The 16,628-nt window shown below is 75.3% G+C and carries 15 protein-coding genes; 1 reads left to right on the plus strand and 14 read right to left on the minus strand.

The window, feature by feature from the left end:
* Positions 1-28: 28 nt before the first annotated feature.
* The 12 genes from AB0881_RS21810 to AB0881_RS21865 all read right to left on the minus strand — a co-directional run bounded on the left by AB0881_RS21810 (position 29) and on the right by AB0881_RS21865 (position 13,190).
* A complete protein-coding gene (locus AB0881_RS21810; protein ID WP_366619236.1) occupies positions 29-1,177 on the minus strand; it encodes an aminotransferase class I/II-fold pyridoxal phosphate-dependent enzyme in 1,149 nt (382 codons plus the stop codon).
* Positions 1,177-2,055: an amidohydrolase family protein gene (locus AB0881_RS21815; RefSeq protein WP_366619238.1), complete on the minus strand. Its 879-nt coding sequence runs from the start codon at positions 2,053-2,055 to the stop codon at positions 1,177-1,179. The genes AB0881_RS21810 and AB0881_RS21815 overlap by 1 nt, the downstream gene beginning before the upstream one ends.
* The gene (locus AB0881_RS21820; protein WP_366619239.1) at positions 2,052-2,696 is read right to left on the minus strand and encodes a bifunctional 4-hydroxy-2-oxoglutarate aldolase/2-dehydro-3-deoxy-phosphogluconate aldolase; all 645 of its coding nucleotides are present in this window, start codon (positions 2,694-2,696) and stop codon (positions 2,052-2,054) included. The genes AB0881_RS21815 and AB0881_RS21820 overlap by 4 nt, the downstream gene beginning before the upstream one ends.
* Entirely contained in the window at positions 2,693-3,724 is a 1,032-nt protein-coding gene (locus tag AB0881_RS21825; RefSeq protein ID WP_366619241.1) for a sugar kinase, read from the minus strand. Before AB0881_RS21825 ends, AB0881_RS21820 begins: the two co-directional genes overlap by 4 nt.
* On the minus strand, positions 3,717-4,706 hold the full coding sequence (locus tag AB0881_RS21830; RefSeq protein ID WP_366619243.1) for an ABC transporter permease: 990 nt from the start codon (positions 4,704-4,706) through the stop codon (positions 3,717-3,719). Before AB0881_RS21830 ends, AB0881_RS21825 begins: the two co-directional genes overlap by 8 nt.
* On the minus strand, positions 4,703-6,229 hold the full coding sequence (locus AB0881_RS21835; protein ID WP_366619245.1) for a sugar ABC transporter ATP-binding protein: 1,527 nt from the start codon (positions 6,227-6,229) through the stop codon (positions 4,703-4,705). Before AB0881_RS21835 ends, AB0881_RS21830 begins: the two co-directional genes overlap by 4 nt.
* A 16-nt stretch (positions 6,230-6,245) precedes the next feature.
* Complete coding sequence (locus tag AB0881_RS21840) at positions 6,246-7,427, minus strand: substrate-binding domain-containing protein (RefSeq protein WP_366619246.1); 1,182 nt, start codon at positions 7,425-7,427, stop codon at positions 6,246-6,248.
* Positions 7,424-8,401 (minus strand): ABC transporter permease, encoded by a 978-nt coding sequence (locus AB0881_RS21845; RefSeq protein ID WP_366619248.1) that lies wholly within the window; start codon positions 8,399-8,401, stop codon positions 7,424-7,426. The genes AB0881_RS21840 and AB0881_RS21845 overlap by 4 nt, the downstream gene beginning before the upstream one ends.
* The gene (locus AB0881_RS21850; protein WP_366619250.1) at positions 8,398-9,618 is read right to left on the minus strand and encodes a M20/M25/M40 family metallo-hydrolase; all 1,221 of its coding nucleotides are present in this window, start codon (positions 9,616-9,618) and stop codon (positions 8,398-8,400) included. The genes AB0881_RS21845 and AB0881_RS21850 overlap by 4 nt, the downstream gene beginning before the upstream one ends.
* The gene (locus AB0881_RS21855) at positions 9,615-10,097 is read right to left on the minus strand and encodes a pyridoxamine 5'-phosphate oxidase family protein (protein ID WP_366619252.1); all 483 of its coding nucleotides are present in this window, start codon (positions 10,095-10,097) and stop codon (positions 9,615-9,617) included. The genes AB0881_RS21850 and AB0881_RS21855 overlap by 4 nt, the downstream gene beginning before the upstream one ends.
* A complete protein-coding gene (locus AB0881_RS21860) occupies positions 10,094-10,945 on the minus strand; it encodes an IclR family transcriptional regulator (protein ID WP_366619254.1) in 852 nt (283 codons plus the stop codon). Before AB0881_RS21860 ends, AB0881_RS21855 begins: the two co-directional genes overlap by 4 nt.
* A gap of 109 nt (positions 10,946-11,054) precedes the next feature.
* Positions 11,055-13,190, minus strand: a complete 2,136-nt coding sequence (locus AB0881_RS21865) for an ATP-dependent DNA helicase (protein ID WP_366619256.1) — start codon at positions 13,188-13,190, stop codon at positions 11,055-11,057.
* A gap of 121 nt (positions 13,191-13,311) precedes the next feature.
* Between AB0881_RS21865 and AB0881_RS21870 the strand changes: the two genes are divergently transcribed.
* On the plus strand, positions 13,312-13,809 hold the full coding sequence (locus AB0881_RS21870) for a phosphoribosyltransferase (RefSeq protein WP_366619257.1): 498 nt from the start codon (positions 13,312-13,314) through the stop codon (positions 13,807-13,809).
* Between the two features lie 58 nt (positions 13,810-13,867).
* On the opposite strand, the gene AB0881_RS21875 is transcribed toward AB0881_RS21870, so the two are convergent.
* Positions 13,868-14,983, minus strand: coding sequence for a hypothetical protein (locus tag AB0881_RS21875; protein ID WP_366619259.1), 1,116 nt, complete (start codon positions 14,981-14,983; stop codon positions 13,868-13,870).
* 127 nt (positions 14,984-15,110) lie between these two features.
* Positions 15,111-16,442 carry a helix-turn-helix domain-containing protein gene (locus AB0881_RS21880; protein ID WP_366619261.1) on the minus strand — a complete coding sequence of 444 codons (1,332 nt, stop codon included), beginning with the start codon at positions 16,440-16,442 and terminating at the stop codon, positions 15,111-15,113.
* Positions 16,443-16,628: the final 186 nt, after the last annotated feature.

Consider the following 16,628-nt stretch of genomic DNA (forward strand, 5'->3'; position numbering starts at 1 on the left):
CCGCCGCGGCCGCCCGCCGCCGCCGTGCTCAGCGGCAGCGGACGATGCGCCCGATGCCCTCCAGCAGGTCCTCGGTGGCCGTGGCGAGGGAGAGCCGGATCCAGCCCGCGCCGTGCGGGCCGAACGTCGTCCCCGGCGCGACCGCGACATGCTCCTCCTGGAGGAGCCGGACGGCCCACTCGGTCACGTCGTCGCCGCACCGGTCCGACACGTCCACCCACAGGTAGAACGCGCCCTCGGGACGCAGGTACGGCAGCCCCGCCTCGTCGAGCGCCGCGGTGGCCGCCTCCCGCCGCGCGCGGTACGCGTCGCGCGCCTCGGCCTTCTGGTCCTGCGGCCCGGTCAGCGCCGCGAGCGCGCCGTACTGCGCGGGCGCGTTCACGCACGCCACCAGCGGCTCCTGGAGCTTGGCGCAGACGGGCGCCAGCACCGGCGGCGCCAGCACGTAGCCGACGCGCATCCCGGTCATCGCGTACGTCTTGGAGAAGCTGAAGCAGCTGATCACCCGGCCGTCGGTGTCGTACACGGCGGGGCTGACGTGCGGCCCGTCGAAGGTGATTTCCTCGTAGCACTCGTCGGAGACCAGCCACAGGTCGTGCTCGCGGGCGAAGGCGACGAGCCGCTCGACGGCCGCGGCGGGCAGCACGGTCCCGAGCGGGTTGGACGGCGAGTTCACCACGATCGCGCGCGTCCGCGGGGTGACCAGCGCGGCGAGATCGGCGATGTCGGGCTGGAAGCCGTTCTCCGGGCGCAGCTCGTAGCGGACCGGCACGCCCTGCAGCAGCTGGACCAGCATGTTGAAGTTCGGCCAGCCCGGGTCGGGGATCAGCACCTCGTCGCCCGCGCCGACGACCGAGCTCATGCCGAGCTGGAGCGCCTGCATGCCGCCCGCGGTCACGATCACCTGCTCGGTGGTCGCGGCGGCGATGCCGTTGAGGTCGCGGAGCTTGGCGGCGATCGCCTCGCGCAGCTCGGTCACCCCGGCGTTGGGGACGTACCGGGTGCGCGCCTCGGCGTAGGCCCGGGCCGCCGCGTCCAGGACGTGCCGGGGCGTGGCGAAGCTCGGTTCGCCCACGTGCAGCCCGATGACCGGGTCCGGCAGCCGCCAGGCCAGGTCCATGATGGCGCGGATCCCGGACCGGGGCATCCGCTCGGCGTTGGGCGCGATGGACGGCATCAGGCCTCCTTCGTTGCGAGTTCGGGGAACAGGGACAGCGCGGTGCCGCCGTGCAGCGCGGCGCGTTCGGCGGCCGACAGCCCGGGCAGCGCGTGCCCGGCCAGGCCGAGCAGCTCGCCGTACCCGGGGACGTCGCGGGTCCACGGATAGTCGGAGGCCCAGAGCATCCGGTCCGCTCCGTAGGCGTCGGCGAACGCGCGCACGACGCCGTTCAGGTCGGCGTACGGCGGCGCCTCCCGGGACAGCGCGTACTGCCCGGAGAACATCAGGTAGGCGTCGGGGCAGCGGGCCAGCTCCAGGACCGTCTCCACCACGGGCGGCGGGAACGGGTCCTCGAAGTACGGCCGGCCGTGCTCGTCCACGCGCATGCCGTGCGGCGCGAACCCGAGATGGTTCAGCACGATCCGCAGGCCGGGCACCGCGCCCGGCAGCTCGCGCAGGAGCGGGAGCTGCTCGGGCGGGAGGTAGCTCCACAGCGGCAGCCCGCGCTCGGCCAGCTCCCGCAGCACCGGCAGCATCGGGCTGTCGGCCAGCGGGCGGCCCGGCTCGCCGAGCCACTGCGTGCGCAGGCCGGAGAAGCCCTGCGCGAGCCGCCCGCGCAGGGCCTCCAGCGGGCCCGATCCCGGGCGCCTTCCCTGGATCTCCGGGCCCGCGACCGCGACCGCGGCGAACCGCCGCGCGTGGGCGGCGCGCGCCTCGGCCACGTACTCGTCCTCCGGGCCGAGCGGTACGAGCACCGCCCGGTCGACCCCGGCGGCCGCCATCAGGGCGAGCAGGTCCCGCGCCGGGGCGTCCCGGCCGGCCGGGGCCAGCTCGTCCACCGCCCGGCGCCGCACGGCGGCCGGGCGGAAGACGTGCAGGTGCGCGTCGACGATCACGGTGTCCCCGCCGCGGGGGCCGCCGCGATCTGCGCCGCCACCGTCGCGGCGCGCTCCGCGATCCCCGGCACGTCACCGGGGCCGGGCGCGGCCGGGACCAGGTCCGAGCCCAGCCCCACCGCCACCGCGCCCGCCGCCAGCCAGTCGCCGACCGCGTCGTGCCGGACGCCGCCGGTCGGGATGAACGACACCTCCCGGAACGGGCCGCGCAGCGCCTTCAGGTAGGGCAGCCCGAGCGCGCCCGCCGGGAACAGCTTGATCAGCCGCGCGCCCGCGTCCTGCGCCGCGGCGACCTCGGTCGCGGTCGTGGCCCCGGGCAGCGGCTCCAGCCCCGCGCCCAGCACGGCGCGGATGAGCCCGGTGTCGGTGTGCGGGCTGACGCAGTAGCGGGCGCCGCAGGCCGCCGCCTCCTCGACCTGCGCGCGGGTACGGATCGTGCCCGCCCCCAGCAGCGCGCCGGCGGGCAGCGCGGCGCGCAGCGCGCGCAGCCCGGCCGGGGCGTCCGGATGGTCGAAGGTGACCTCCATGGCCGTGAGGCCCGCCTCGTACAGCGCGGTGCCGACCTCGACGATGTGCGCGTGGTCGGTCATCCGCAGGATGGCGATCGCGCCGCCGAACTCCCGCCCGGTCACCGGGGTCATCGCAGGATCCTCCGTCCTTCGGCCCCGCGCCGCGCCAGGTCCGCCGGGCGGATCGGGCAGGCGTCGCCGGGCATGGTGTGCTGGAACGCGCCCGCCCAGGCCGCCTTGTCCGCGACCTCGGCGGGGCCGTCGCCGGCGAGCAGGGCGGCGAGCAGGACGCCGAGCGCGGCGTCCCCGGCCCCGAACGTGTCGACGACGTCGGCCTCGTGGGTGCCGCCGGCGTGCTCCCCGGCGGCGGTGACGGCGGTGACGCGGGCGGCGATCCGCCGTCCGGGCAGCTGCTCGGTCTCGCGGAGCACGACCATCTCGTGGCCGAACTCCCCGATCGCCCGCCGCGCCAGCTCCGCCACCGCGGCGCCGGCGGGGGCGTCCGGCAGCAGCCGCAGCAGGTCGTGGCGGCTGGCGAGCAGGACGTCCACGTGGGGCAGCACGCCCCGCAGCACCGGGACGGCCTCCTCCCAGGTCCACATCCGGGCGCGGTGGTTGACGTCGAACGCGGTGACGGCGCCGTTGCCGCGCGCCGCCGACAGCAGCGCCGCCACGGCGGCGGCCGGGCCGGGGCCGAGCGCGCAGGTGATCCCGCTGCTCAGCGCCGCGCCGGCGCCGTCGGTCAGGGTCTTCCAGTCGAACGCGTCCGGGGTGAGGTCCCGCATCGCGGTGCCGGAACGGTCGTACAGGACCTCCGACGGCCGCGGCGGCACGCCCTGCTCGACGAAGTACAGCGCGGCGCGGGCGTCCGGGTCCCAGTCGATGTGGGTGCGGACGCCGAACGCGTGCGCGTGCGCGGCGATCCGGTGGCCGAGCGGGTTGTCGGCCACCCGGGACACCCAGGTGGCGGGCAGGCCCAGCCCGGCGGCGGCGATCAGCGCGTTCATCTCGGCGCCGCCCACCTCCACGTCCAGCCCGGTGGCGTGGTCGAGCCGCCGGTGCCCGGGCGGGGAGAGCCGCAGCAGCGACTCGCCCAGGCCGACCACGTGCGGCACGACCGGCAGAGGGGGCAGAGAAGGAGGTTCGGGAGCGTCAGTCATCGTTGGTCCTCGGTACGAAGAGTGCGGCGGCAGCCAGGATCACTACGCCGCGGATCAGGTCGGAGGCGGTGGCGGGGAGCTGGAGCAGCGTGAACGAGCTCTCCACCAGGGCGAGCAGCGTCACGCCGCCGAGCGTTCCGACCAGGCTGGCCCGGCCGCCGAGCAGCGAGGCGCCGCCCACCACCACGACCGTGATGGCCGACAGCTCCAGGCCCTGGCCCGCGCTGGGGGAGCCGATCGTGGCGCGCGCGGCCAGCATGACCCCGGCCGCCGCGGCCAGCGTGCCCGCGATCATGAACGCGAGCAGCAGCGTGCGGCGCACCGGCACGCCCGCCGACCGGGCCGCCTCCTTGTCGCCGCCGACCGCGTGGACGTGCCGGCCGAACCGGGTCCGGTGCAGCAGCACGGCCACGATCGCCACGGCGACCGCCAGCACCGCCAGCGCCAGCGGGAACGGCCCGGCGCGCCGCATGCCCACCGCGGCGAGCGCCCGGGTCACCTGCCCGGCCGGGGTGGTGCTGATCAGGAACGCGATGCCCTGGATCAGGTAGAACGTCGACAGCGTCACCACGAACGCCGGGATCGTCGTCCGCGCCACGATGAGCCCGTGCAGGACGCCGATCGCGGCGCCCAGCGCCAGCATCGCGATGATCGTGGGGATCGTCCGGATCGGGTAGCCGTCGATCAGCATCGCGGTGAGCAGCGCCGACAGCGTCGCGGTGGAGCCGACCGACAGGTCGATGCCGCCGGTCAGCACGACCAGGTGCTGCCCCAGGGCCACCAGCCCGAGCACGACGGTCGCCGTCAGCACGTTGGCGATGTTGGCCGCCGCCCAGAACCCGCCCGGGTCCGCCACGGTCAGCACCGCCACCAGCACGGCGACGATCGCCCAGGCCGCCAGCCCGGTACGGGCCGCGGCGGCGAGCACGTCCCCCGGCGAGCGCCCGGCGGTGCGGCCGCCCGGCGCGGTCATGACGCTCATGACGCCACCTCGTCTCCGCCGTCGCGCGTGCCGAGCGCCAGGTGCATGATCCGCTCCTCGTCGATCCCGTCGCCGGTCAGCTCGCCGGCGACCCGGCCGTCCCGGCACACCAGCACCCGGTGCGCCAGCCCGGTCACCTCCGGCAGCTCGCTGGACGCGAACACGACGGCCAGGCCCTGGGCGGCCAGCTCGGCGATGATCCGGTAGATCTCGGTCTTGGCGCCGATGTCGATGCCGCGGGTCGGCTCGTCCAGCAGCAGCACCTTCGGGCCGGTGCGCAGCCACTTGGCCAGCACGATCTTCTGCTGGTTGCCGCCCGACAGCTGCCCGGTGCGCTGCCCGGGACCCGACACCCGGATCCCGAACCGGTCCCGTTCCTCCTCGAACGCGGCGCGCTCGCGGGCGCCCGACAGCCAGCCGCCGGGGGCGACCGACCGCAGGCTCGACAGCGTCGTGTTGGCCCGGACGGGCAGGTCGAGCACCAGGCCCTCGGTCTTGCGCTCCTCGGGCACCAGGACGACGCCCGCGTCCACGGCCGCGCGCAGCGACCCGCGCACGGCGGAGCCGTTCACGGTGACCGTCCCCGCCGAGCGCGGCATCACGCCGGCCAGGGTGCGCAGGAGGGTGCTGCGGCCCGAGCCGAGCAGGCCCGCGACGCCGACGATCTCCCCGGCCCGCACGGTCAGGTCCAGCGGCGGCGCGGACCGCCCCGCCGGCACCAGCCCCCGCACGGCCAGCACGTCCTCGTCCCGGGGGGCGGCGAGGTCGGGGAAGACCGCGTCGACGTCCCGGCCGACCATCTCGCGGACGATCCGGTCGACCGGGTAGTCCGCCACGGGACCGGAGGAGACGAGCCGGCCGTCGCGCAGGATCGTGACGTCGTCGGCGAGCGCCCGCACCTCCTCCAGCCGGTGCGTGATGTAGATGATCGCGACGCCGTCGGCGGTCAGCTCGCGGACCACCGCGTGCAGCGCGTCCAGGCCCTCGCCCGACAGCAGCGCGGACGGCTCGTCCAGCAGCAGCACGCGGCTGCCGCGCACGAGCGCGCGGGCGATCTCGACCAGCTGCCGGGTGGCGGCCGACAGCGTCCCGGCCCGCGCCCGCGGGTCCAGGTCGCCGAGGCCGACGCGGCCGAGCGCGGCCTTCGCCGTGTCGCGCTGCCGGCCGCGGTCGAGCAGGCCGCGGCGCGCGACCTCCTGGCCGAGCATCACGTTGTCCAGGACGGACAGCTCCGGCAGTACGGTCAGCTCCTGGTAGACGGCCGTCACGCCGTGCGCGAGGGCCTGCCGCGGGTCGTCCAGCCGGACGGGCTCCCCGCCGATCAGCAGCTCGCCCTCGTCGGGCGGGTGGTTGCCGGTCAGGATCCGCACGAGGGTGGACTTGCCCGCGCCGTTCTCGCCGAGCAGGGCGTGCACCCGGCCCGGCCGGCAGACCAGCCCGGCCCCGTCCAGCGCCGTCACGCCGGGGAACCGCTTGACCAGCCCGCGCGCCTCCAGCGCCGGGGCGGCCTGTGTCGTCGTCATCTCCGGGTCACCTCCCTCAGCACAGCTTCAGCTTCTTGAGCAGGCCGGCCGGCAGCGCCGAGGGCACCGCCAGGTCGTCGCTGCACTCCGGGCGGACGTACCGGTCGATGCGCTCGTGCGTGAAGACCGCCGCGTCGACGTTCACCTGGCTCGGGACCTTCCTGCCGCCCAGCGCGTCCAGCGCCACGTCCAGGCACTGCGCGCTCTGCTCGGGCGGGAACGACCCCAGCGCGAACGGCACGTTCTTCCCCCGCACCGCCTTCAGGAACGCGTTGGTCACGTCCCCGGTGACCGGCGGCACGGGCTTGCCCGCCTGGCTGTACGCCTCGTACACGCCGAGGTTGGTGATCGAGGAGTCCGACCAGATCGCGTCCAGGTCGGGGTGGCGGGCCAGCAGCTGCGCCGCCACGGTCTTGGCCTTGGTCGCCGACCAGTCGGTGTTCTGCTTGGCGACGACCTCGATGCCCGGGTACTTCGCGGCGAAGATCTTCTCCGCCTGCGCCTTCGGCAGCTCGGCCGTCGGCACGCCCGCGATCCCCGACAGCATGGCGACCTTGCCCTTGCCGCCGAGCCGCTGGGCGATCCACTCGGCCCACAGCGTTCCCTGGAGCTCGTAGTCGCGGGTCACCGTGCTGACGGCGCCCGAGCCCTCGCCGAGCCGGCCCGAGCACACCACGACCGGGATGCCCTGCGCGGCGGCGGCGCGCACCTGGCCGGTGATCGCGTCGCCCATCGGGACCACGACCATCGCGTCCGGGCGCTGCGCCACGAGCTGCTGGACGTTGTCGACCTGCTTGTTCACGTCGCCGTTCGCCGAGGCGTACAGGACGTCCACGCCGCGCTGCTCCGCCCGGTGCTTGAACGCCTCCTCGTTGGTCAGCGCCCACGCGTTCGTCGGGCCCTGCGCGGCGATCGCCACCCGGTAGCCGCCCTTGGGCCGCTCCTTGGCGAACTTGCCGGTGTCGACCTCGCAGACCTTCGCCTGCGCGGGGGACAGGCCCTTGAGGCCGATCGCCTCGCCCGCCGTCCGCCAGGTCTCGGCGTACTTCTGCTGCGCGGCCCGCGCCTGCGGGCCGGTGCAGTCGGCGGCCTCGCCGAGCCCGGCGGTGAGCGACTCGCGCTCGGTGCTGCACGCGCCGAGGGCGAGCGTCCCGGCGAGCACCGCCGCCGCGGTGATCTTCGTACGGGAGCGGGTCATCCGCCACCTCCTGAGCCGTTCGTCCCGCGCTGGCGCAGCCAGGTGGCCAGCAGGATCGCGGCGCCCTGCACGGCGAGCTGGCCGCCGGCCCCGGCGCCGAGCTGGATCATCCAGACGATCAGCACGGCCAGCAGCGCCACGCCGATCACGGTGTGCCCGATGTGCCCGCGCCCGCCGGTCAGCGCGATGCCGCCGATCACGGCCGCGGCCAGCGAGTTCAGGTCCAGGCTGCGCGACAGCTGGGCGTCCACGTGGCCCGCGTACGCGGCGCTGACCAGGCCCGCCAGCACCGCCAGCAGCGCGCTGGCGAGGTACCCGGCGGCCATCACCCGGCCGGTGCGGATCCCCGACAGCCGGGCCGCCCGCGGGTTGGAGCCGGTGGCGTACAGCCGCCGCCCGGCGCTGGTGCGGGCCAGGACCACCGCCACCACGGCCGCGATCACGGCGAACAGCCACAGCGGCGTCGGCACGCCCAGGAACCGGCCGGAGCCGAGCGGCTGGAGCGCCTTGGGGATGTCGCCCGCCGCCGCGCCCTTCGTCCACGCCGTGATCGCGCCCTGGACGAGCACGAACACCGCGAACGTGGCCACGAACGGCGGTACGCCGCGCAGCACCACCAGCCCGGCGTTCACCGCGCCGACCGCGAGCCCGGCCAGCACCGCGAGCCCGATCGCCAGCGGCAGCCGGTCGGCGTCGCCGCCGCTCTGCGCGGCGACGATCACGGTGGTCAGGCCCATCACCGCGCCGACCGACAGGTCGATGCCCCGGCCGAGCAGCACCAGCGTCTGGCCGACCGCGGTGATGCCGATCAGGCCCGCCTGGAACAGCACCAGGCGCAGGTTGGCGCCGGAGTAGAAGCCGGGCGTCACCACCGCGCCGACGATCAGTACGAGCGCGAGCCCGCTCAGCGGCATCAGCGTCGTCGCCGACGCGAGCGAGCGGCCGCGGCCGGCCGCCGGCGTCCCGGCGGTCATCCGTCCGCTCCCGCGCAGAACGCGGCGGCGATGCCCGCGTACAGGTCCACGGCCTGGCGCAGCGCCGTCACCGACACCCACTCGTCGGCACCGTGCGCCCGCCGCAGCAGGCCCGGCCCGAACGCGGGCAGGACGGGAACGTTCCACGCCGGCTGCAGGAACGCGGCGTCGGTCGTCCCGGGGAACATCGCGTCCGGCGGGACGTGCCCGAGCACCCGCCCGGCGGCCTCCCGGACGGCGCGCGGCAGCGGCCCGCCGGGGTCGGCGACCGTGCCGGGCAGGAAGCCCTGCTCGTCGAACTCGACCTCCAGCCGCGCGCCGGTCCGCTCCGCCACCCGGCCGACCAGGTCGCTGATCGGCTTCTCCACGTCCGCGCGGGTCATCCCGGGCAGCAGCCGCACCTCGGTGTCCACGCCCATCCGGCCGGGCAGCACGCCGTACCCGACGCCGCCCCGGTACGCGAGCCCGGTGTTGACCGTCGTGGTCCAGCCCCGGATCCCGTACGGGTCGGCGGGGGAGGGCAGCTCCAGCTCCTCCGCCAGCGCGACCGCGGCGCGCGCGGCGTCCACCCCGGCGTTGCGGGTGCCGGGCTCGCCGGAGAGGCTGGAGTGGCCCTGCCGCCCGTACGCGGTGGCGCGGAGCCGGGCGATGCCGCGGCTGCCCAGGTGGAGGAGGTCGTAGTCGGCCTCCATGCCGCCGGGCTCGCCGATCAGCACGGCGTCGGGCAGGCCGGCCGGCGGCGCTTCGGCGAGGTACTGGGCGCCGTGGTACGCGCCGTCCTCCTCGTCGGCGGTGAACAGCAGCGAGAGCCGCCCCGCCGCCGGGGCGCCCGCGCCGGTGAGCCGGCCCGCGGCCAGGACCATGGCGGCGAGCGCGCCCTTCATGTCGGCCGAGCCGAGGCCGTAGAGGCGGTCGCCGTCCAGGTCGGCGCCCAGCGGGTCGGCGGTCCACTCCGCGTCGCCGATCGGCTTGGTGTCCATGTGGCCGCACAGCATCAGGTGCCGGCCGCCGGGACCGAAGTCGAGGGTGAAGAGGAGGTTCGGGCGTGAAGGGGCGGGCGAACCGGTATTGGATCGTTCCAGAAAGGTTCCGGCGGGCAGCCCGGCGTCCCGCGCCATCTCCGCGAGGACCGCGGCCACCTCGCTCTCGTCGCCGCCCGGATTGGGGCTCGGCACCCGGACCAGCGCCCGGGTCAGCTCGACGACGTCGGCGGTCACTTGTACTTCTCCGCCCAGTCGTTGCCCTGCCAGGTCGTGATGTTGACCGGTTCGAGCCGGAACAGCCAGCGCGGCTTGTCGAGCGTCGGCTCCAGGTACTTCGGCCCGTTCTCGCCCAGGTAGCGCACGCTCATCCGCTCGGCGACCGGAAGCCAGCGACCGTTCAGGCAGGGCTCCTCCACCAGGACGGCGCGCGCCTGCGCGACCACCTTGCGCTGGGTGCCGGCCTCGTCCACGGTGATCGCGCAGCGCGGCTCGGCGGCGAGGTAGCGGGCCCAGGCCGCGCGCTCGCGGGGGACGACCCAGAACGCGGAGCCGTCCCACTCATGCCAGCACGGCACCACGTACGGCCAGCCGTCGCCGTCCAGGCAGGCCAGCCGTGCGATGTGGCCCTCGGCCAGGAAGGCGGCGACCTCGTCGCCGGCCAGCCTCCCGACCTTGCCGCGCCAGCTCTCGTCGGTGGTGGGCGTCTCGCTCATGAGACCTCCTCGTGCTCGTGCGATCCCGGGGGATCGGCGGGGGGTGGCGGCTGGTGCCCGAGCCGCTCCGACAGCGTCGCGGCCGCGGCCAGCGCCATCTCCGCGACGGCCGGCAGGCCCTCGCGGGGGAAGCGGTACGCCGGCGCCGAGACCGACAGGGCCGCCGCGACCTGCCCGGTGTGGTCGCGGACGGGGACGGCGACGCAGCGCACGCCGTCCTCGTTCTCGATCTCGTCGATGGCGTAGCCGCGGTCGCGGGTCGCGGCCAGCTCGGCGGCCAGCGCGTCCGGATCGGTGATGGTGTTGGGCGTCTTGCGGACCAGCGGGCGCTCCAGGCAGCGCCGCAGGGTCCGCTCGTCCGCGTGGGCGAGCAGCACCTTTCCTATCCCGGTGCTGTGCAGCGGGTTCACGGTGCCGACCACGGCGGCGGGCCGGACCGCCTGCGGACTGTCGATCTTGGCGACGTACAGCACCTGGTCGTCCTGCACGATGCCGAGGAAGCAGGTCTCCCGGGTCTCGGCCGAGAGGCCGGCCATGAGGTCCTGGGCGAGCCCGCGGATGTCCAGCCGGTCCAGGAAGCGCTGCCCCCAGACCGCCAGCCGTGGGCCGAGGTCGTACAGCCCGGCGGCGTCGGTGCGCAGCACCCCGGCGTCCAGCAGCACCTCCAGCAGCCGGATGACGGTGCCGCGCGGAACGCCGCTCGCCTCGACCAGGTCGGTGAGCCGCCGCGGGCCGTCCGCGGCGATGAGATCGACCAGCCCCATGCCCTTCACGAGGGCCTTGGCCGTGCCGGTCGCGGCCGCCGCGCCGGCCACTTTGGACTCATCGTCCATTCTCAGTCTGGACATGGCGTCCATTCCTACCAGCGACGCCCTGACGTGCACAAGGGGTGAATTCCGGGCAGCGTTCGGCCCCGGACTGCGTCCGGTGGAAGGTGTCCGGTGGAAGGAGGGAGGCTCAGGAAGCGGCGTCGAGGCGGCGCAGCGCGTCGCGGACGACCGCCGGATCGGTCGTCGGCCAGAACGGCGGCAGCGACGCCTTCAGGAATCCGCCGTAGCGCGCCGTGGCCAGCCGCGGATCGAGGACGGCCACCACGCCCCGGTCGTCCATCGACCGCAGCAGGCGGCCCGCGCCCTGCGCGAGCAGCAGCGCCGCGTGGGTCGCGGCGACCGACATGAAGCCGTTGCCGCCCTTGGCCGCGATCGCCCGGGAGCGCGCCGAGGAGACCGGGTCGTCCGGGCGCGGGAACGGGATCCGGTCCATGATCACCAGCCGGAGCGAGGGGCCGGGGACGTCCACGCCCTGCCACAGCGACAGGGTGCCGAACAGCGACGTCCGCTCGTCCTCGGCGAACTGCTTGACCAGCAGGGACGTGGAGTCCTCGCCCTGGCACAGCAGCGGGTGGGTGAGATGGTCGCGCAGCTCGTCGGCGGCCTGCCGGGCGGCGCGCATCGACGAGAACAGCCCGAGCGTGCGGCCCCCGGCGGCCTCGATCAGCTCGGTGATCTCGGTCAGGTAGGCGTCGGCGAGCCCGTCCCGGCCCGGTTGCGGGAGGTGCCGGGCGACGTAGAGGATGCCCGACCGCGCGTGGTCGAACGGCGATCCGGCGTCCAGCCCGGACCAGGCGATCTTCTTCTGGTCCTGCTTCGGCCCGGCGCCGTTCCCGCTCTCGCTCCCGGCCCCGGTCCCGTTCTCGGCGGTACGGGCGAGGCCCTCGGCGGCCGTGCGGGCGTCCCTGGACGCGCCGTCCCCCAGCGGCGGCAGGCCCCACTGCCGGGCCAGCGGCTCGAACGACCCGCCCAGCGTGAGCGTCGCCGAGGTGAGGACGGCGGTGCGCTCCTCGAACAGCGTGGTGCGCAGCAGGCCGCCCACGCCGATCGGCGCGACGCGCAGCGCCGGCGGCCGCTTGGGACGCCCGTCCGGGACGAACGGCTTCTCCAGCCACACCACCTCGAACCGCGCCGAGATCTCCGGCTGGAACGACTCCAGCAGCCGCACCGCCGTGTCGTGCAGGTCCTCCAGCGAGGACCGCGCCGCCTTGCGCGCCGCCGCGGTGCCCGGGTCGTTGTCCTTCTTCTCCGGCCCGAGCGCCGTGAGGCAGGTGTGGGCGGCGTCGCGGACGACGGCCAGGGTGTTGCCCAGGGCGGGGGACAGCACGTCCATCCGGCCGTCCGGGAGGTCCTCCAGCAGCAGCGACAGGCCCTCGGACGACTCCTTGAGCCGGTCGGCGAGCCCCTCCTCGATCAGCCGGCCGCAGCGCCGCGCCGCCGCCTCGACCCCGGCGGCGCTCAGGTCGCCGGTCGCGACCGAGGTGACCCGATCGACCAGCTCGTGCGCCTCGTCCACGATCACCACGTCGTGCTCGGGCAGCACCTGGAAGTCCTCCAGGGCGTCGATCGCCAGCAGCGCGTGGTTGGTGACCACCACGTGCGCCTCCCCGGCCCGGGCCCGCGCCAGCTCGGCGAAGCACTCGGTGCCCTGCGGGCAGCGCTGGGCGCCCAGGCACTCCTTGGCGGTGACCGACACCTGCCGCCACGCCTGCTCGCTCACCCCGGGGACGACCTCGTCGCGGTCGCCCTCCTTCGTCTCGTCGGCCCACTCGTTCAGGCGCTTGACCTGGCGCCCGAGCGCCGACACCTGCTGCGGGTCGAAGAGGCTCTCGCCGCCCTCGTCCGGATCGTCGAACGCCTCGGTCTGGATCTTGTTCAGGCAGAGGTAGTTGCGGCGGCCCTTGAGGATCGCGAACTTCGGCTCCACCCCGAGCAGCGGCTCCAGCGTCTCGGCCAGCCGGGGCAGGTCGCGGTCGACCAGCTGCCGCTGGAGCGCGATCGTCGCGGTGGACACCACCACCGTGGTCTTCTTGGCGATCGCGTGCCGGATCGCCGGGACCAGGTAGGCCAGCGACTTGCCGGTGCCGGTGCCCGCCTGCGCGGCCAGGTGCTCGCCGGACGCGATCGCGTGCTCCACCGCCCGCGCCATCTCGACCTGGCCGGGCCGCTCGGCACCGCCGATCGCCTCGACGGCGGCGGCGAGCAGCGTCGCGGTGTCCGGAATCTGGGTGTCGCTGCCGGTCAGCAGATCAGGGGCGGGCACGTCGGCCAACGCTACCGCCCGCCGCCGACATCCGCGCCCGGGCCCGGGAGATCGGGAGCGGTCCTGCGGGCCGTCCGGGGCCGGGACGAAGCACTGATCCGCGTCGGCGAAGATATACCTCGTGTCTGCGGAGAGAGAAGTCCTGACCTGGGAGTTGTTCGGTACGGCCTCGCGCGCCCTGGCCGTCGAGATCGCCGAGGACGGCTACCGTCCCGATCTCGTCCTGTCGATCGCCCGCGGCGGCCTGTTCGTCGCCGGCGCGCTCGGCTACGCGCTGGACGTCAAGAACCTGCACGTGATGAACGTCGAGTTCTACACCGGCGTCAACGAGCGCCTCGACCTCCCCGTGATGCTGCCCCCGGTGCCGAACGCCGTGGACCTGTCGGGCGCCCGCGTCCTGGTCGCCGACGACGTCGCCGACACCGGCGCCACCCTCAAGCTCGTCCGGGACTTCTGCGCCGACCACGTGGCCGACGTCCGCTGCGCCGTGGTGTACGAGAAGCCGCACAGCGAGGTCAAGTGCGAGTACGTCTGGCGGCACACCGACCGCTGGATCAACTTCCCCTGGTCGACCGAGCCGCCGGTCGTCCGCTCCGAGGGCCAGGTCCTCGACGCCTGACCCCTCGACGCCCGACCCCCTCTAGGCCCGGCCCCCTCTAGGCCCGGCCCCTGGACGGTCAGGTCCCCGACATCCGGACCGCGCCCTTCGGGGTGGGCGGGAGCCAGGTCACCCGGCCGGGCTTGGGCGCGGGCTGCGGCGGGACCGTGCGCAGGCGCGCCTCGGTGAGCAGCCGCCCGGCCAGGACGCGCCGGATGTGCGGCGGCAGCGCGTGCCGCCTGGCCAGCCGGGTACGGGCCAGCAGCAGCCCGATCGAGACGGTCATCGCGGCCAGCCAGCCCGCCTGGAGCGCGGCCAGGTCCTCGGTGTCGAACGGCTCGCCCCGGTTGCGGCCCAGCGCGGCGACCGGGACCAGCGGCATCGGGCTCGGCGCGATCTGCGGCGAGGCCACCGGCGGCAGCGCCACCTGGGGCGCCGGGATCCCGGCGACCGCGTTGAACGAGGAGTTCGTCAGCGGCGGCACGTCCGGCGGCAGGTTCGACAGCGAGACGCCGGGCGGCAGCGCGCCGGTGGCGCTGGTGATGAGCAGCGTGTAGCCGCGGGACGCCGAGGTGGCCTTGGGCGCCGTCACCGTGGCCGTCAGCCTGATCCTGCTCGGCTTGGCGTCGGCCGGGGCCCGCACGGTGGCCTGCGCGTTCCCGCCCGTGGCGCCGATGGTGCCCATGCCCTGCGACTTGGGGGACACCGACGCGTTCGTCGCCGCCAGCCGCAGCACGGTGCCCTGCGCGGTGGCCTTCGCCGACGTCACCCTGACCATCACCGTGATCGTGCCGCCGGGCTTGACCGTGGCCGACGACACCGACAGCCCCAGCCGCAGCTCCGGCCTGGCCGGCGGGTCGGGCGGATCGGTCGGGTCGGGCGGGTCCGTGGGGTCCGGCGGATCGGTCGGGTCCGGCGGATCCGTGGGGTCCGGTGGATCGGTCGGGTCGGGCGGGTCCGTGGGGTCCGGGGGATCCGTGGGGTCGGGCGGATCGGTCGGGTCCGGCGGGTCCGTGGGGTCCGGCGGGTTCGACGGGTCGGGCGCGGTCGGCGTCGGATCGGCCGGGGTCTCGGACGTCTCCCCGCTCGGGGCGGGGTCCGGCTCGGCGAAGACCGGGGGCGCGGACGCGACGGCCAGGACCGCCGCCGTGCCGAGCCCCGCCAGCAGCGAACCGCCCGCCGATCGTGAGCGCACCTCTACACCTCCACGCGTCCCCGCCGATAAAAGGGTGCCGAAATGGCATGGGAGCATGGAACTAATGGTCGAATCAACCCTGGCCGAATAAGGTTATTGGCGGGTGCGCATTCGCACCCGCCCCTTATCACCGGGTGCGCACTCCCGCCTCGGTCGCGGCCCTGAGGTCGAACGCGGCCAGCCCGGCGCCGCGGGACCGGGCGGCGGACCGTTCCGGAGCGGGGGCGGGCGCCTCGGCCTCCGCCGCGGGCGCGGCCGTCTCGCCGGCGCGGCGGCGCAGCCACATCGCCCGCAGCGCCACCTCGATCGCGAAGCGCGACCCCGGGTCGGTGAGCCGGTCGCCGAGCGTGCCCTCCAGCTTGCGCATCCGGTAGCGGACGGTCTGCGGGTGGACGTGCAATTCCTCGGCGATCTCGGCGGCGGTGCCGCGCGTGGTCAGCCAGGTGTGCAGGGTCTCCAGCAGCCGGTGCCGCTGCCCGTCGTTCAGCGCCGCCATGCCGGCCAGGTTGCGCCGGGCGATCTGGTCGATCAGCGCCTGGTCCGACATCAGCCACAGCTCGACCAGGTGGTCCTCGCAGCGGGTCACCGGGCCGTCGTCCAGGACCCCGGCGTCCACCAGCGCCAGCGCCTGGCGGGCCCAGCGCAGCGAGTCGGCCGTGCCGGTCAGCGGGACGCTCACGCCCGACACCGCGCGGCCCTCGGGCAGCGCCTCGGCCAGCATCCGCTGCCGGTCGGCGGTCATCCGGCCGGGCACGAGCAGGTGCGGCTCGGGCGCGGTGAGGTCGGCGAGCACGTCCTGGTCCAGCGCGGTCCGCACCACGCGGGAGCCCGGCGGCACCGCGACCAGCGTCACCTCCTCGGGGACGCCCCATTCCGCCAGCTCGGCCAGCTCCTCGATCGCGCGGCGGGACGCCGGCGGGCGGCGCAGCAGCAGGTGGAGCAGGCGGCGCCGGTGCTCCTCCAGCTCCTCGGCGGGCAGCGCGTCCAGGTAGCCCTTGAGGGCGAGCGAGGCCAGCTCGTCGATGTAGGCGAACAGCGTGTCGGCCAGCTGCGCCATCACCGCCGACGACAGGTTGCGCGTCGGGCCGACGCGCATGACGCGGCGCCAGGCGACCTGCGCGCCGATCCGGAACGCGGCCTGGAGGTGGTCGAGGGTGCGGCCCTCCTGGGCCTCGAACCGGCCGAGCCGCCGGTAGGTGTCCTCGTGCCGCTCGCGCGGCGCCGACGGGTCGTCGATCTGGTCGACGAAGTGGCCGAGCGCGCGCTCGACGCCGATCTGCAGGGCCTGGACGTACGGGCCCTGCATGGGACGGCCGTACTCCGGGATGGAGCGGCGGATCTCCTCGATGATCTCCGTGGCGAGACTGGGCAGCTCGGGCCGCATGATCGTCGCGAGCCGCCGGGGCAGCGGTGTCGCCGCCGTGCGCTCCAGGCCACCCGGTTCGAGCGTTCGGGTCATCGGTGCAACCTCCGGTAACGCCGGAGTCGAGGGTGGGAGGGTGCCCGCCCGGCGGGGTCGCCGGAGCTGCCGACCACGGCGCTGCGCATGGACCCGGTGGGCGCGCCGAGCGGGGGACCCCTGCGCGCCCCCCGAGCAGGTTCATGATGAAGTTCTTGTGAGCTGAAGCACACTGAACGTAGATCA

This window comes from Spirillospora sp. NPDC029432, from assembly GCF_040703975.1.
GTDB lineage: Bacteria > Actinomycetota > Actinomycetes > Streptosporangiales > Streptosporangiaceae > Spirillospora.

Coding starts and splice junctions, on each gene's coding strand:
- AB0881_RS21810 (WP_366619236.1), bottom strand. CDS start 1,177: ATGCCGTCCATCGCGCCCAACGCCGAGCGGATGCCCCGGTCCGGGATC.
- AB0881_RS21820 (WP_366619239.1), bottom strand. CDS start 2,696: ATGACCCCGGTGACCGGGCGGGAGTTCGGCGGCGCGATCGCCATCCTG.
- AB0881_RS21825 (WP_366619241.1), bottom strand. CDS start 3,724: ATGACTGACGCTCCCGAACCTCCTTCTCTGCCCCCTCTGCCGGTCGTG.
- AB0881_RS21830 (WP_366619243.1), bottom strand. CDS start 4,706: ATGAGCGTCATGACCGCGCCGGGCGGCCGCACCGCCGGGCGCTCGCCG.
- AB0881_RS21835 (WP_366619245.1), bottom strand. CDS start 6,229: ATGACGACGACACAGGCCGCCCCGGCGCTGGAGGCGCGCGGGCTGGTC.
- AB0881_RS21840 (WP_366619246.1), bottom strand. CDS start 7,427: ATGACCCGCTCCCGTACGAAGATCACCGCGGCGGCGGTGCTCGCCGGG.
- AB0881_RS21845 (WP_366619248.1), bottom strand. CDS start 8,401: ATGACCGCCGGGACGCCGGCGGCCGGCCGCGGCCGCTCGCTCGCGTCG.
- AB0881_RS21855 (WP_366619252.1), bottom strand. CDS start 10,097: ATGAGCGAGACGCCCACCACCGACGAGAGCTGGCGCGGCAAGGTCGGG.
- AB0881_RS21860 (WP_366619254.1), bottom strand. CDS start 10,945: ATGTCCAGACTGAGAATGGACGATGAGTCCAAAGTGGCCGGCGCGGCG.
- AB0881_RS21880 (WP_366619261.1), bottom strand. CDS start 16,442: ATGACCCGAACGCTCGAACCGGGTGGCCTGGAGCGCACGGCGGCGACA.